Raw genomic sequence first — 13,358 nt, 5'->3', positions numbered from 1 at the left:
AACCAGCCGCTGGCCGCGATCGCCAGCTACGCGACCGCGTCGATCAACCTGATGGTGCGCGAGGCCGACGACCCGCAGACGCCGGCGATGGTGCGGCAGGCCGTGACCCGCATCGCCGAGCAGGCCGAGCGGGCCGGCCGCGTGATCAAGAGCGTCCACGACTTCGTGCGGCGGCGAGAGGCGGCGCGCGAGTGGGTCCATGTCGAGCAGCTGCTCGACGCGGTGCTGCCGCTGGTGCGGCTGCAGGCGCGCAAGAGCGGCGCCCGCATCGAGATGGACCTGCCCAAGGGCCTGCCGCGGGTGCGCTGCGACCGCACGATGGTCGAGCAGGTGCTGCTGAACCTCACCCGCAACGCGATCCAGGCCATGGACGGTCCCACGCCGCTGGCGGACCGCGCGCTGGTGCTGCGCGTGCGACGCCTGCAGCCGCGCTGGCTGAGCTTCGCGGTGGTCGACCATGGGCCGGGCATTCCGGCGGAAGTCGCGCGCCAGCTGTTCACGCCCTTCTTCACGACCCGCACCGAGGGCATGGGCCTGGGCCTGAGCCTGTGCCGCACGGTCGTGGAACAGCACGGCGGTGCGATGGACTTCGAGAGCCGCGTCGCCCCCGCGTCGCCGACCGGCACCGAGTTCCGCTTCAGCCTGCCGTGCGAGGATGCGCCTGGCGCGGCCCCCGGCACCGGGGCCGACCGGTTGCCCGTCACTGGATCTGGAGAGTCGTCCGCATGAAGCCGCAGTCCCTGCCGATGGTCTACCTCGTCGACGACGAGGATGTGGTGCGCGATGCGCTGGCCTGGTTGTTGCGCTCGCGCCGGCTGCTGTCCGAGGGCTTCGGCAGCGCCGAGGCCTTCGAGTCGCTGCTCGACGGCCTGCCCCGCGGCGGACGCGACTGGCCGTCGGCGCCCAGCTGCCTGCTGCTGGACGTGCGCATGCCGGGCATGAGCGGGCTCGCGCTGTTCGAGCGCCTCATCGAGCGCGGCCTGCTGGACACGCTGCCGGTGATCTTCCTGACCGGTCATGGCGACGTGCCCACGGCGGTGGCGGCGGTGAAGCAGGGCGCCTACGACTTCGTCGAGAAGCCTTTCTCCGACAACGCGCTGGTCGACCGCGTCGAACAGGCGCTGGCGCAGAGCGCCGAGGCGATCGCCGCGCGCGACGCGAAATCGGCGCTGGGACACCGTGTCGGCGAGCTGACCGAGCGCGAGCGCGAGGTCATGCAGCTGGTGGTGCAGGGCCTGCCCAACAAGCTGATCGCGGACCAGCTCAACATCAGCGTGCGCACCGTCGAGGTCCACCGCGCGCGGGTGTTCGAGAAGATGGACGTGAAGTCCGCGGTGGAGCTGTCCAACCTGCTGCGCGGCGACAATGCCGCCCATGGGTGATTCTTCTGATTCGCGCGAGCGACGGGACGGGCGGCCGCTGGGCGAGTTCGACCTGATCGATCGCTTCTTCGGCCGCGACGCGCGCGCTGGCCGCACCGAGGGCGGCGCGGTGGCGCTGGGCATCGGCGACGACTGCGCGCTGCTGACGCCGACGGCCGGCCATCAATGGCTGGTGACGGCGGACATGCTGGTCGAGGGCCGGCATTTCCTGTCGACGGTCTCGCCGCGGCGCCTCGGCCACAAGGCGCTGGCGGTCAATCTCAGCGACCTGGCGGCCTGTGGCGCGACGCCGCGGGCCTTCTTCCTCTCGCTGGCGCTGCCGCGCGTGGACGAGGCCTTCCTGGCCGGCTTCGCGCAGGGGCTGTTCGAGCTGGCCGACGCGCAGGGCATCGTGCTGGCCGGCGGCGACACGACGGCCGGGCCGCTCAACCTCAACATCACCGCGATGGGCGAAGTCCCCGCCGGCCAGGCGCTGCTGCGCTCGGGCGCGCGCGTCGGCGACGACCTCTGGGTCAGCGGCACGCTGGGCGATGCGCGGCTGGCGCTGGAGGTGTTCCGCGGCACGCTGTCCTTGAGCGCCGCGCAGTTCGATGAAGTCCGCCTGCGGATGGAGATGCCCGAGCCGCGCGTGGCGCTGGGCAAGGCGCTGCGAGGCCTGGCGACGAGCGCGGTGGACGTCTCCGACGGGCTCGCGGGCGACCTGGGGCACGTGCTCCAGCGCTCCAACGTTGGCGCGACGCTGCGCCTGGCGGACCTGCCGCGCTCGGCGGTGCTTGGCGCGATGCCGGAGGACCTCCAGCGGCTGTGCCTGCTGACCGGCGGCGACGATTACGAACTCGTCTTCACCGCGCCGCCCGATGCTCGCCAGCGCGTCCTCGAGGCCGGCCGCGCCGCCGGCACGCCGGTCTACCGCATCGGACGGATCGAGTCGGCCCCCGGCCTGCGCGTGGTCGACGGCCTGGGGCATCCGGTGCAGGACCTGCCGCGCAGCTTCGACCACTTCAAGTCATGAGCGCCGTCCGACCGACCTTCGCCTTCATGGCGAGACACCCCGCCCACTGGATCGCGATGGGCTTCGGCAGCGGCCTGTCGCCGAAGGCGCCGGGCACCGTGGGCACGCTGTGGGGCTGGGCCGCGTTCGCTGTGCTGAACCTGTGGCTGTCGCCGGCGCAGTGGGCCGTGCTGATCGCGGTCAGCCTGCCGGTCGGCTGGTGGGCGTCGACGGTGACGGCGCGGCACCTGCGCACCTGCGACCCGGGGGCGGTGGTGTGGGACGAGATCATCGCGATCTGGCTCGTGCTGTGGCTGCTGATGCCGGCGGGTTTCGGGTGGCAACTGGCCGCTTTCGCGCTGTTCCGCTACTTCGACGCCGCCAAGCCGGGGCCGGTGCGCTGGGCCGACGGCCTCTTCAAGATCGAGCCCGGGCAGCCGGTGACGGTGTGGCAAGGCTTCGGGATCCTCTTCGACGATCTGGTCGCCGCCGGATGTACGCTCGTGGTGTTGGCCGGCGCGCGGGCCTTGCTGCATTGACGCTGCGAGCCGCGCCTTCATCCACGGATGCCAGATCCATCGACGAGGAGATCCCCATGCTGTTTCCCGACGAGTCCGAACTGATCGAGCGCATCGCGCTGGCGCTGATCCAGCGCAAGGAACGCATGGGCACCGCGGAGTCCTGCACCGGCGGGCTGATCGCCGCGGCCTGCACCAGCCTGGCGGGATCGAGCCAATGGTTCGAGCGCGGCGTCGTGAGCTACAGCAACGAGGCCAAGACCGAGTTGCTGGGCGTGCCGGCGGCGCTGATCGGCCTGCACGGCGCGGTCAGCGGCGAGGTGGCGGAGCAGATGGCCCGTGGCCTCGTCGCGCATGCGCCGATCGACTGGGCGATCGCGGTGACCGGCGTGGCCGGGCCGGGCGGCGGGACCGAAAGCAAGCCGGTGGGCACGGTGTGGCTGGCGCTGATGCATGGCCGCTCGCGGATCCGCGTGTGGAGGGAGCACTTCACCGGCGACCGCCACGAAGTCCGCGCCCGCACGGTGCGCGCTGGCCTCGAGGCGCTGTGCGATGCGCTGGAGGATCGGGACTCCTGAGCGCCTGGCTCGAGGGATCGAGCCGGCCCGGACATCACCCCCTGAGCCCCCTGAGCGACGCGACGCTCGGGCTCGTCGTCACAGCCCGGCCAGGATCGTGCTGGCGCGCGCATCGCCGAGGTCCGGCGGCTGCCAGTCGCGCAGCCACTGCGCGAACTGCTCGGCCGGCATCGGTCGTGACAGCGCATACCCCTGGCCCTGGTCGCAGCCCAGCGTCTGCAGCAGCGTCCATTGCTTGCCGGTCTCCAGGCCCTCGGCCACGACCGACAGGCCCAGGTTGTGCGCCAGCTCGATGGTCGAGCGCACGATCTTCGCGTCGTCGATGTCGCGCTCCATGTTCATCACGAAGCTGCGGTCGATCTTGAGTTCGTCGACCGACAACTGCTTCAGGTAGGCCAGCGACGAGTAGCCGGTGCCGAAGTCGTCGATCGACAGCTTGAAGCCCAGCGCGTGCAGTTGCTCCAGCGTCTGCAGCGCGCGCTGCGGGTCGTCCATGATCGCGGACTCGGTGATCTCCAGGCACAGGGCCGGCGGCGGCACGCCGGCCACCAGGTCCGCCACCTTGATCGGCAGGTCCTGGTCCATCAGGTCGCGCGTCGACAGGTTGACGCTGATCGGCAGCGCCAGGCCCTCGCGCTGCAGGCTCATCCAGGCCTGCGCCGAGGCCTGCAGCACCCACGCGGTGATCTGGCGGATGAAACCGGTCTGCTCGGCGAAGGGGATGAAGGCCATCGGCGGCACCAGCCCGCGCGACGGATGCTGCCAGCGCACCAGCGCCTCCGCACCCGAGATCTTCTGCGCATGCAGGTCCACCTTGGGCTGCAGGAACAGCCGCAGTTCCCCCGCGTCGATCGCGTGGCGCAGCTCGCTGAGCAGCGACAGCGACTCCTGGCTGGCCGCGTCCATGCTCGGCGCATAGACCTCGCAGCCGCTCTGGCCGCGCTTGGCCGCATGCATCGCCAGCTCCGCCCGAGCGAGCAGCAGCATCGGATCGCGGCCGTGCTGCGGATACAGCGCCACGCCCATCCCGGCAGACAGGTCCACCGTCTGGTCGTCGATGCTGAGCGCGCGCTCGAAATCTCGCTGGATGCGCTTGCAGATCGTCTCCGCGCGCGTCGCGCCGGCGCCCTCGATCAGCAGCACGAACTCGTCCCCGCCGACCCGGGCGGTCAGCCGCACCTCGTCCTTCAGCAAATGCTGCAGCCGGTCCGCCACCGCGCGCAGCAGCCGGTCGCCGAAGGCGCGCCCCAGCACGTCGTTGACATGCTTGAAGCGGTCCAGGTTCAGCATCAGCAGAGAGAAGCGCACCTCGCTCTCGGCCATGCGCCGTGCCAGCGCCTGGTGGAACTGCTCGCGGTTCGGCAGGTCCGTCAGCGGATCCCAGAAGGCGAGCCGGTTCACCTCCTCCTCGCGCGACCGGATGCCCTGGCGCATCGCCTCGAAGGCCTCCGCCAGGTCGCCGATCTCGTCGCTGGACGGCCGCTCGACCGGCCGCGCATAGTCGCCCTGGCCCAGTCTGTGCGCCTCGCTGGCCAGCGCCTTCACCGGCCCGGTGATGCGGCGGGCGGTCAACACCGCCCCGATCGCGAACAGCAGCACCCCGGCGACGCTCAGGCCAAGCAGCATCCATTGCAGCCGCCGGTAAGGCGCGAGGGCCTCGTCCACCGAGCGCAGCAGCAGCACCGCCACCGATTTGTCGGTATCGCCGCCATGGTCGAGCGGCTGCAGGCGGGCCTGGAACTGCTCGCCTTCCAGTTCCAGATGGAAGGTCTGCACCGTGCGGTCCGTCGCGCTCAAGGTGGGCAGCGCCTGCACCGCGCGCGCCGTGGCGGTCGTGTCCAGCACGGTCGACAGCACCTGCCATTGCCCCGCCGCCGATTGCGCCAGCAGCACGCCCTGGATGCGCACGATGCGCTTGAGCTCCTGGAGCTGGTCGCTCTTCATCTCGAAGCCGGTGAAGATCCAGCCGCCCAGCCCGGCGGCCCGCATCCGCGCGACCACGACCTGATAGGCCTTGCCGCCCACCAGCAGCAGCTGGCTCTGCGTCCGGCCCTGCTGCTGGCGCGTGACGCCGCGCAACAGCGGAGCGACCTTGGCGGCGATCGGATCGGTCGCGGTCACCAGCTTGAAGCTGTCGTCCGCGTAGCCGATGAAGGACGCGTCGCCCCGCGCGCTCAGGTTGGTGAAGACGTCCTGCAGCATCCCGCGCAGTTCCTCGCCCTGGATGCCGGCCGCGACCAGTTGGCGCAGGCCGTAGTCCGATTGCAGCAGGTCGGCCACCAGGCCGCGCTGCTCGTTGTCCTCCTCGATCAGCTGGACCAGGATGCGCTCGCCGGCCTCGAGTTCCTCGGCCACCGAGGCCCGCGCGTTGCGGCCGATGCCTTCGTTGATCAGCGCCAGGTTCAGCAGCTGGACGACCAGCAGCAGCGCCAGGAACAGCGCGACGATGCGCCCCTCCAGCCGCCGCAGGTTGAGGAAGTCCGGCCAGCGCATCGGCGCCTCAGTCCTTGAGCTCGACCTTGAGCACGCCCGCGGCGCCGGCGGCGACCACCAGCGGCTGGGCGCTCGGCGCGGCATTGCCCATGCGCGTCGCCCACAGCCGCAGGCGGTGCTCGCCCGGCGGCAGGTTCAGCGTCACCTCGCCCTTGGCGTCGGTGATGCCGAACAGCGGCGTGTCGACGACGACGATGTGGGCGCTCATCCGGTCGTGGATGTTGCAGCCCAGCTGCGCGACGCCGGGCTTGTCGAAGACCACCGGCTCGGCCGGCGTGCCCGAGTACAGCTTGAGTTCGAACTTCTTCGTCGGGGAGAACGAATAGACGTGGTGTCGGACGGTGTCGAAGTTGGGGAAGTTCACCGCGGTGCCGGTCTGCACCACCAGCAGCTGGGGTTGGAACTGGCGATCGCGCTGGGCCATCGTGGCCGCGGCGCCGGTCGCCGGCCGGGCGGGCTGGCCCTTGAGCTCGACGGCAACCGCTGCGTTCGGCACCGGAGCGCCGGCGGCGTCGCGCACCTGGAGGATCCAATCCGTGGCCTGGCCCGCGGCCTGGCTCGCGCCGGCGCTGCCCAGCGCGATCGCCAGGGCGGCGAGCCGTCGCGCCGAAGCCCACGCCTGCCGCGGCGAGGCGTTCCGCGCGCCCGGCGTCCCCGTGCCGTCAAGGGACGGACGGCAAGCGACGGTACCGGATCGGCCGGTCGACAGGGCTGCGGAGCGGAGCAGGCGCATCGGCGACGTCAGGTGGACGAGATGCCGTCAACCATAGCGGTTTTTCTGCGCCGGCGGACGCAGGGCTTGCTCCAACATGAGGGCCAGGCGCCCCAGCGCCTCCCACGGATCGGTGGGCCATTCGGGATGGCGCAGCCCCTTGACGATGCCGTCGCAGGTCTGGGCGGCCACCACCAGCCGGGTCAGCGCCGCGCCATGCAGCTGCGGCACGATGCGCTCGAACAGGCGCTCCTTCGGTCCCCAGATGCGGGATTCCCGCAGCGCCATCGGCAGCGGCTTGCCCGCCGCCACCGCGTCATGGACCCGCTTCAGGCCGCGGATGTCCTCGGCCATCGTCCAGTGCACCAGCACCGCCGCCTCGCCTTCGGCCTTCAGGCCCTCGAGCATGCGCAGCACGCGGCCGACCTTGCCGCCCAGCAGCGCCTCGCTGAGCTTGAAGACGTCGAAGCGCGCCACGTCCAGCACCGCCGCCTCGATCTGCTGCAGGCTGAGCTCGCCCGGCGGGTGCAGCAGCGCGAGCTTCTGCAGCTCCTGGTGGGCGGCGAGCAGGTTGCCCTCGACCCGGTCGGCGAAGAACTCGAGCGCCTGCTGGCCCTGCGCCCCGGCGGCCACCGACTGGCCCTGCTGCTGCAGGCGCCGGGCGATCCAGGCCGGCAGCTCGCGCCGTTCGACCGGATCGACCTTCACCGACACGCCGGCCGCGTCCAGCGCGGTGAACCAGGCACTGCTCAGCTGCGTCTTGTCCAGCCGCGGCAGCGTCACCAGCGTCAGCACGTCGGGCGGCAGGCCGTCGACGTAGCGCTGCAGGGCTTCGGAGCCGTCCTTGCCCGGCTTGCCGGTGGGAATGCGGATCTCGATCAGCTGCTTGTCGGCGAACAGGCTCATCGCCTGTGAAGCCGCGATCACCGGCGCCCAGTCGAAGTAGGCGCCGCTGACGGTGAACACCTGGCGCTCGCTGTAGCCCTGCCGGCGGGCCTCGGCGCGCAGCGCGTCGGCGGCTTCCTGCGCCAGCAGCGGTTCGTCGCCGTGCACCACGTACACCGGCTTGAGCCCCTTGGCCAACTGGCCGGCCAGCGCCTCGCCCTTGATCTGCATGCGCGCGTCCCGTCGGCGTTCAGTTGGGCAGGTGGACCGCCGCCAGGCGGCGCAGCAGCAGGCCGACGGCCTCCACCTGCATCGCCTTCTGCAGCGAGGCCTCTTCCTGCTCCTTGGCCAGCGCCGCGCTTTCGCTGTAGTTCATGTCGCGGGTCAGGCGCAGCTCGGTGCGCGGCAGCAGGATGTCCCCGCCGGCGGTGCGCAGCGAGTAGTCCAGCGACAGTCGCAGCTGCCATTCCGTGATCTGCCCCGCGGCGGTCGTCGCCACCGAGGTCTTGTCGCGCACCTCGCGCTCCGCGTCGATGATGACGTCGGCGCGGTTGGGGTCCTCGACCAGGCGTACCGTGCTGCGCTGCACCTGGCGGCGCAGCTCCTGCGCCAGCGGCGAGTGCGGCACGAAGCCGGTCAGCGCCAGCGTCTTGAAGTGGTAGACCGGCTCCTTGCGCAGTTCGAAACCGCAGCCGGGGAGCCCGGCCGCGGCGCCCAGCGCGCCGAGGGAAGCGAAGGACAGCAGGTGGCGGCGCTTCATGGCGTCAGACCACCACGTTGACGAGGCGGCCCGGCACGATGACGACCTTCTTGGGCGTCCTGCCTTCGGCGAACTTCTCGAACTCGGGATTGGCCAGCGCGGCGGCCTCGATCGCCGCCTTGTCGGCCGACGCGGCGACCTTGATCGAGCCGCGCAGCTTGCCGTTGACCTGCAGCATCAGCTCGATCTGGTCCTGCACCAGCGCGCCTTCGTCGACCTGCGGCCAGGGGGCGTCCAGCAGCTCGCCCAGCTCGGCGGCGAAGCCCAGTTCCGTCCACAGCGCATGCGCGATGTGCGGGCAGGCGGGGTAGATCACGCGCAGCAGCACCGAGAAGCCTTCCCGCACCGCGGCCGACTGGCCCTCAGCCTTGAAGCCTTCCAGCGCGTTCAGCAGCTTCATCGCGCCCGACACGACGGTGTTGTACTGCATGCGCTCGTAGTCGTACGAGACCTGCTTGAGCACCAGGTGCACCTCGCGGCGCAGCGCCTTGCCCTCGTCGTTCAGCGCGGCGAAATCGGCGCCGCCGGCCTTGATCGCCTCGGCCTGCTTCGCGCCGAAGCCCCAGACCCGCTTCAGGAAGCGGTGCGCGCCCTCGACGCCGGCGTCGTTCCACTCCAGCGTCTGCTCGGGCGGGGACGCGAACATCACGAACAGGCGGGCGGTGTCGGCGCCGTATTCGTCGATCAGCGCCTGCGGGTCCACGCCGTTGTTCTTCGACTTCGACATCGTCGTCATCTCGTACTCGAGCGGGAGGCCGTCGGCCTTCAGCGTGCCGCCGGTGGGCAGGCCATGCTCGTTGCGGATGACGTCGACCTCGTGCTCCCAGTAGTAGTGCTTGCCGGCGTCTTCCGGCTTGCGGAAGAAGGCGCCCTTGAGCACCATGCCCTGCGTCAGCAGGTTGGTGAACGGCTCGTTGAACTTGATGAGCTTCAGGTCGCGCATGACCTTGGTCCAGAAGCGCGCGTACAGCAGGTGCAGGATCGCGTGTTCGATGCCGCCGATGTACTGGTCCATCGGCATCCAGTAGTCGGTGCCGTTCGCGACCATCTGCTCGGGATTGGTCGCATCGCAATAGCGCATGAAGTACCACGAGCTGTCCACGAAGGTATCCATCGTGTCCGTCTCGCGCTTGGCGGCGGCGCCGCACTTCGGGCAGCTGCAGTTCAGGAAGTCTGCGCGCTTGTTCAGCGGATTGCCGCTGCCGTCGGGGATGCAGTCCTCCGGCAGCACGACGGGCAGGTCCTTTTCCGGGACCGGCACCGGGCCGCAGCTGTCGCAATGGATGATGGGGATGGGCGTGCCCCAGTAACGCTGGCGGCTCACGCCCCAGTCGCGCAGGCGCCAGGTCGTCTTCTTCTCGCCCAGGCCCTTGGTGCCGACGAGTTCGGCCACCTTGTCCACCGCCTGCTTGTGCGTCAGGCCGTCCAGCGCGCCGGAGTTGATGCAGGTGCCGCGCTGCTTGTCGCCGTACCACTCGGCCCAGGCGTCGGTCGAGTAGGTCTCGCCCTCGACGGCGACGACCTGCTTGATCGCGATGCCGTACTTCTTCGCGAACGCAAAGTCGCGCTCGTCATGCGCCGGCACGCCCATCACGGCGCCGTCGCCGTAGCTCATCAGCACGTAGTTGCCGACCCAGACCTCGACCTGTTCGCCGGTCAGCGGGTGCGTCACGAAGAGGCCGGTCGCCAGGCCCTTCTTGTCCTGCGTGGCCAGTTCGGCCTCGGTCGTGCCGCCCTGCTTGCATTCCTCGATGAACGCGGCCAGCGCCGGGTTCGTCTTCGCGGCGTGCGCGGCCAGCGGATGCTCCGGCGCCACGGCGCAGAAGGTCACGCCCATGATGGTGTCGGCGCGCGTCGTGAAGACGTACAGCAGCCCGTCCTGGATGGGCTGGCCGTCCTCGCCCTGGATCGCATGCGGGAAGGCGAAGCGCAGGCCCTCGCTCTTGCCGATCCAGTTCTCCTGCATCAGGCGCACCCGCTCGGGCCAGCCCGACAGGAAGTTCTTGTCCGACGGATCGGCGACCGCGGCCAGCAGCTCTTCCGCATAGTCGGTGATCTTGAGGTAGTAGCCGGGGATCTCGCGCTTCTCGACCGTCGCGCCCGAGCGCCAGCCCTTGCCGTCGATCACCTGCTCGTTGGCCAGCACGGTCTGGTCGACCGGGTCCCAGTTCACGACCTGCGTGCGCCGCTCGGCGATGCCGGCCTCCAGCATCTTCAGGAACAGCCACTGGTTCCAGCGGTAGTAGTCCGGCTTGCAGGTGGCGATCTCGCGCGACCAGTCGATCGCCAGGCCCATCGCCTGCATCTGCGACTTCATGTAGGCGATGTTGTCGTAGGTCCACGCGGCCGGCGGCACCTTGTTCTTCATCGCCGCGTTCTCCGCGGGCAGGCCGAAGGCGTCCCAGCCCATCGGCATCAGCACGTTGTAGCCCTTCATGCGCAGCTGACGCGTCAACATGTCGTTGATCGTGTAGTTGCGGACATGGCCCATGTGCAGCTTGCCGCTCGGGTAGGGCAGCATGGAGCAGGCGTAGAACTTCGGCTTGGACGCGTCCTCGACGACGCGGTAGGCGTCACTGGCGTTCCAGTGGTCGCGGGCGGCCTGTTCGACCTCGGAGGGAGCGTATTTCTCGTTCATGGTGGCTCGGGCAACGTAGCCGCCGATTGTAGGAGGCCGCGCGCCGCCGCCCATCCTCCCGGTGGGCGCCACCCTGCGGGGGTGAGCGATCAGCGCTTCGCGGCGGGCGCGGGCGCTGCTTTGGCGGGGCCGGCCTCGCCGACTTCGCCGCCCTCGCCCTCGCCTTGTTCCGCGACGAAGGCGATCCGGTTCAGCCCCGCCTTCTGCGCCCAGCCGATCAACTGGGCGACCTTCCCATAAGGCACGGCCCGGTCGGCGCTCAGGCGCAGCTCGGCGTCGGGCTGGCGTCCGGCCAGCTGCACGAGGCGCTCGCGCACCGCCTTGGCGTCGAGCGGCTCATCCCCCAGCAGGTAGTCCCCCTCCGGGGTGATCACCAGGGCGATGAACTTGGCGCCCGGGCCGGGCGCGGCGGCGTCGCTCTTGGGCAGGTCCAGTTTCAGCGCGCTGCCCATCAGCGGCGCGGCGATGATGAAGATCACCAGCAGCACCAGCATGACGTCGATCAGCGGCGTCATGTTGATCTCGCCCATCGGCTTGGGCGCTTCGCGGCGTTCGAGGCGGCCGAACTTCATGGCATCAGCTCAGGTCGGGCGGGGCGTTCACGCCTCGTCGATCAACTCGCGCAGGTCGTGCGCGAAGCCCTCGAGCTCCGCCTCGCAGGCGGCGACCCACTTGCCGAACAGGTTGTAGGCCAGCACCGCCGGGATGGCCACCGCCAGGCCGGCGGCGGTCATGATCAGCGCTTCGCCGACCGGGCCCGAGACCTTGTCCAGGCTGAAGTTGCCGGTCGAGGAGATGCTCAGCAGCGCGTGGTAGATGCCCCAGACGGTGCCGAACAGGCCGACGAAGGGCGCGGTCGCGCCGATGGTCGCCAGCATGACCTGGCCCCGGTTCAGGCCGCCCAGCACGGCGTGCAGCGCGTCGCGCAGACGGCGCGTGAGCTGCGAGGTTTTGCGTGCCGTGGCGGCCAGGGTGCCGGGCGCGCTGTCCTGCATCGCGGCGTCGATCAGCGGCAGCATCAGCGCGCCGCGGTCCAGCGGCGCCAGGTGCTCGCGTCCCTGGCCCAGGTCGGGCGCCGTCCAGAACACCGGCAGGCCGCGGCCCAGGTAGGCGCGGCCCGCGCCAGCGTCCAGCCGCGCCAGAAGATCAGCACCCAGCTGCACACCGACATCGCCAGCAGCAGCAGGGAAACGAAACGGGCGACACCGTCGCCCGCTTGCCAGAGATGGATCAGTTCGGTCATCGCGTCGTTCGTCGATCGCGGGTGATCGAGCGCGTCGCGCTCAGGCCATGCCGAGCACGTCGTTCATGTCGAACAGCCCGGTCTTGCGCTCGCCCAGAAAACGCGCCGCGCGCAGGCTGCCCTGCGCGAAGGTCGCGCGGCTCGAGGCCTTGTGGCTGATCTCGATGCGCTCGCCGATGCCCAGATACATCACCGTGTGGTCGCCGATGACGTCGCCGCCACGGACCGTCGCGAAACCGATCGTCGACGGATCGCGCTCGCCGGTGACGCCTTCGCGGCCGTAGACCGCGCAGGTCTTCAGGTCGCGGCCAAGCGCCTCGGCGACGACCTCGCCCATCTTCAGCGCGGTGCCGCTGGGCGCGTCGACCTTGTGGCGATGGTGGGCCTCGACGATCTCGATGTCATAGCCCTGCGAGAGCGCCTTGGACGCCTGCGCCAGCAGCTTCAGCACGACGTTGACGCCGACGCTCATGTTGGGCGCCATCATGATGGCGGCGCGCTGGGCGTACTCGCCGATCTTCGCCTTCTCGTCGGGGCTGAAGCCGGTGGTGCCGATGACGGTGCGCACGCCCAGTTCGGCGCACAGCGCCAGGTGCGCCATCGTGCCTTCGGGGCGGGTGAAGTCGATCAGCACGTCGGACCGCGACAGGCCGGCCCGCACGTCGCTGGTGATCGCCACGCCGGTGATCTGACCGAGGAAGGCGCCGGCATCCTGGCCGAGCGCCGGGCTGCCGTCGCGGTCGAGCGCGGCGGCCAGCTCGAGGTCGTCGGCGGCGAGCACCGGATCGGGCACCGTCTCGACGCGCACGTCATGGGCGCCGTGGTAGGTCAGGGCAAGCATGGGAAGCCTTTCTTCATCGATGACAGCGGGGTTTGCACCGAATCCGGCAACCGCAGGGCCCGCCGCGAGCGGGCTTCTTCCAGGCCAGCGGCGCCTCCGATCAGCACGCCGCGATGCGGGTCGGCATTCGCTGCCGACGCGTTGACGGCAAGGAAGCGCGTCCCCGCCGCCCGGCGGTGTTGCAGGCACCGCCTTTGCCTCGACGAGGTGTCGCCGAAAGGCGCTTCGGAGCGATGGATTCGATGTTCGACCTGCAAGTCAGTCCCTGGGAACTGCTGGCGCGCGCCGCGCTGATCTACTTCGCGCTGCTGATCATG

Annotated in this window: 14 protein-coding genes; 5 read left to right on the top strand and 9 right to left on the bottom strand. The window is 70.3% G+C overall.

The annotated features are described in order from the left end of the window. The 5 genes from FUT87_RS17130 to FUT87_RS17110 all read left to right on the top strand — a co-directional run. A partial coding sequence (locus FUT87_RS17130) for a sensor histidine kinase (protein ID WP_186830585.1) occupies nt 1-729 on the top strand: 729 nt, incomplete at its 5' end. Beyond that, nucleotides 726-1,382: a response regulator transcription factor gene (locus FUT87_RS17125; RefSeq protein WP_091730740.1), complete on the top strand. Its 657-nt coding sequence runs from the start codon at nt 726-728 to the stop codon at nt 1,380-1,382. The genes FUT87_RS17130 and FUT87_RS17125, both read left to right, overlap by 4 nt. Nucleotides 1,383-1,419: 37 nt before the next feature. Beyond that, nucleotides 1,420-2,394 (top strand): thiamine-phosphate kinase, encoded by a 975-nt coding sequence (gene thiL, locus FUT87_RS17120; protein ID WP_147241796.1) that lies wholly within the window; start codon nt 1,420-1,422, stop codon nt 2,392-2,394. Continuing rightward, nucleotides 2,391-2,912 carry a phosphatidylglycerophosphatase A gene (locus FUT87_RS17115; protein WP_091730746.1) on the top strand — a complete coding sequence of 174 codons (522 nt, stop codon included), beginning with the start codon at nt 2,391-2,393 and terminating at the stop codon, nt 2,910-2,912. Before thiL ends, FUT87_RS17115 begins: the two co-directional genes overlap by 4 nt. Before the next feature lie 56 nt (nt 2,913-2,968). Next, nucleotides 2,969-3,469, top strand: coding sequence for a CinA family protein (locus FUT87_RS17110; RefSeq protein ID WP_147241794.1), 501 nt, complete (start codon nt 2,969-2,971; stop codon nt 3,467-3,469). Between the two features lie 78 nt (nt 3,470-3,547). Here the strand turns inward: FUT87_RS17110 and FUT87_RS17105 are convergent, their stop codons facing one another. The 9 genes from FUT87_RS17105 to FUT87_RS17065 all read right to left on the bottom strand — a co-directional run. Continuing rightward, nucleotides 3,548-5,962, bottom strand: coding sequence for a bifunctional diguanylate cyclase/phosphodiesterase (locus FUT87_RS17105; RefSeq protein ID WP_147241793.1), 2,415 nt, complete (start codon nt 5,960-5,962; stop codon nt 3,548-3,550). Between the two features lie 7 nt (nt 5,963-5,969). Next, complete coding sequence (locus tag FUT87_RS17100; protein WP_255511887.1) at nt 5,970-6,482, bottom strand: methylamine utilization protein; 513 nt, start codon at nt 6,480-6,482, stop codon at nt 5,970-5,972. Nucleotides 6,483-6,722: 240 nt separating this feature from the next. Then, complete coding sequence (holA, locus tag FUT87_RS17095) at nt 6,723-7,790, bottom strand: DNA polymerase III subunit delta (RefSeq protein ID WP_147241792.1); 1,068 nt, start codon at nt 7,788-7,790, stop codon at nt 6,723-6,725. 19 nt (nt 7,791-7,809) lie between these two features. Further along, nucleotides 7,810-8,319 (bottom strand): LPS assembly lipoprotein LptE, encoded by a 510-nt coding sequence (lptE, locus tag FUT87_RS17090; RefSeq protein WP_091730762.1) that lies wholly within the window; start codon nt 8,317-8,319, stop codon nt 7,810-7,812. A 4-nt stretch (nt 8,320-8,323) separates the two neighbouring features. Further along, nucleotides 8,324-10,957, bottom strand: coding sequence for a leucine--tRNA ligase (leuS, locus tag FUT87_RS17085; RefSeq protein ID WP_147241791.1), 2,634 nt, complete (start codon nt 10,955-10,957; stop codon nt 8,324-8,326). 89 nt (nt 10,958-11,046) lie between these two features. Beyond that, the gene (locus FUT87_RS17080; RefSeq protein WP_147241790.1) at nt 11,047-11,529 is read right to left on the bottom strand and encodes a biopolymer transporter ExbD; all 483 of its coding nucleotides are present in this window, start codon (nt 11,527-11,529) and stop codon (nt 11,047-11,049) included. 27 nt (nt 11,530-11,556) lie between these two features. Further along, on the bottom strand, nt 11,557-12,120 hold the full coding sequence (locus FUT87_RS17075) for a MotA/TolQ/ExbB proton channel family protein (RefSeq protein ID WP_310735239.1): 564 nt from the start codon (nt 12,118-12,120) through the stop codon (nt 11,557-11,559). Between the two features lie 120 nt (nt 12,121-12,240). Beyond that, complete coding sequence (gene dapB, locus FUT87_RS17070; protein ID WP_147241789.1) at nt 12,241-13,041, bottom strand: 4-hydroxy-tetrahydrodipicolinate reductase; 801 nt, start codon at nt 13,039-13,041, stop codon at nt 12,241-12,243. Beyond that, a partial coding sequence (locus FUT87_RS17065; RefSeq protein ID WP_222617184.1) for a hypothetical protein occupies nt 13,029-13,358 on the bottom strand: 330 nt, incomplete at its 5' end. The genes dapB and FUT87_RS17065, both read right to left, overlap by 13 nt.

The sequence above is a fragment of the Mitsuaria sp. TWR114 genome, from assembly GCF_007997345.1.
Note: the sequence above shows the minus strand (reverse complement) of the source record. Positions and strands in the feature narration are given on the sequence as shown.

Bases quoted from the DNA above. Each gene is read 5' to 3' on its own strand.
- FUT87_RS17125 (WP_091730740.1), top strand. From the start codon at position 726: ATGAAGCCGCAGTCCCTGCCGATGGTCTACCTCGTCGACGACGAGGAT.
- FUT87_RS17115 (WP_091730746.1), top strand. From the start codon at position 2,391: ATGAGCGCCGTCCGACCGACCTTCGCCTTCATGGCGAGACACCCCGCC.
- FUT87_RS17110 (WP_147241794.1), top strand. From the start codon at position 2,969: ATGCTGTTTCCCGACGAGTCCGAACTGATCGAGCGCATCGCGCTGGCG.
- FUT87_RS17105 (WP_147241793.1), bottom strand. From the start codon at position 5,962: ATGCGCTGGCCGGACTTCCTCAACCTGCGGCGGCTGGAGGGGCGCATC.
- holA (WP_147241792.1), bottom strand. From the start codon at position 7,790: ATGCAGATCAAGGGCGAGGCGCTGGCCGGCCAGTTGGCCAAGGGGCTC.
- lptE (WP_091730762.1), bottom strand. From the start codon at position 8,319: ATGAAGCGCCGCCACCTGCTGTCCTTCGCTTCCCTCGGCGCGCTGGGC.
- leuS (WP_147241791.1), bottom strand. From the start codon at position 10,957: ATGAACGAGAAATACGCTCCCTCCGAGGTCGAACAGGCCGCCCGCGAC.
- FUT87_RS17080 (WP_147241790.1), bottom strand. From the start codon at position 11,529: ATGAAGTTCGGCCGCCTCGAACGCCGCGAAGCGCCCAAGCCGATGGGC.
- dapB (WP_147241789.1), bottom strand. From the start codon at position 13,041: ATGCTTGCCCTGACCTACCACGGCGCCCATGACGTGCGCGTCGAGACG.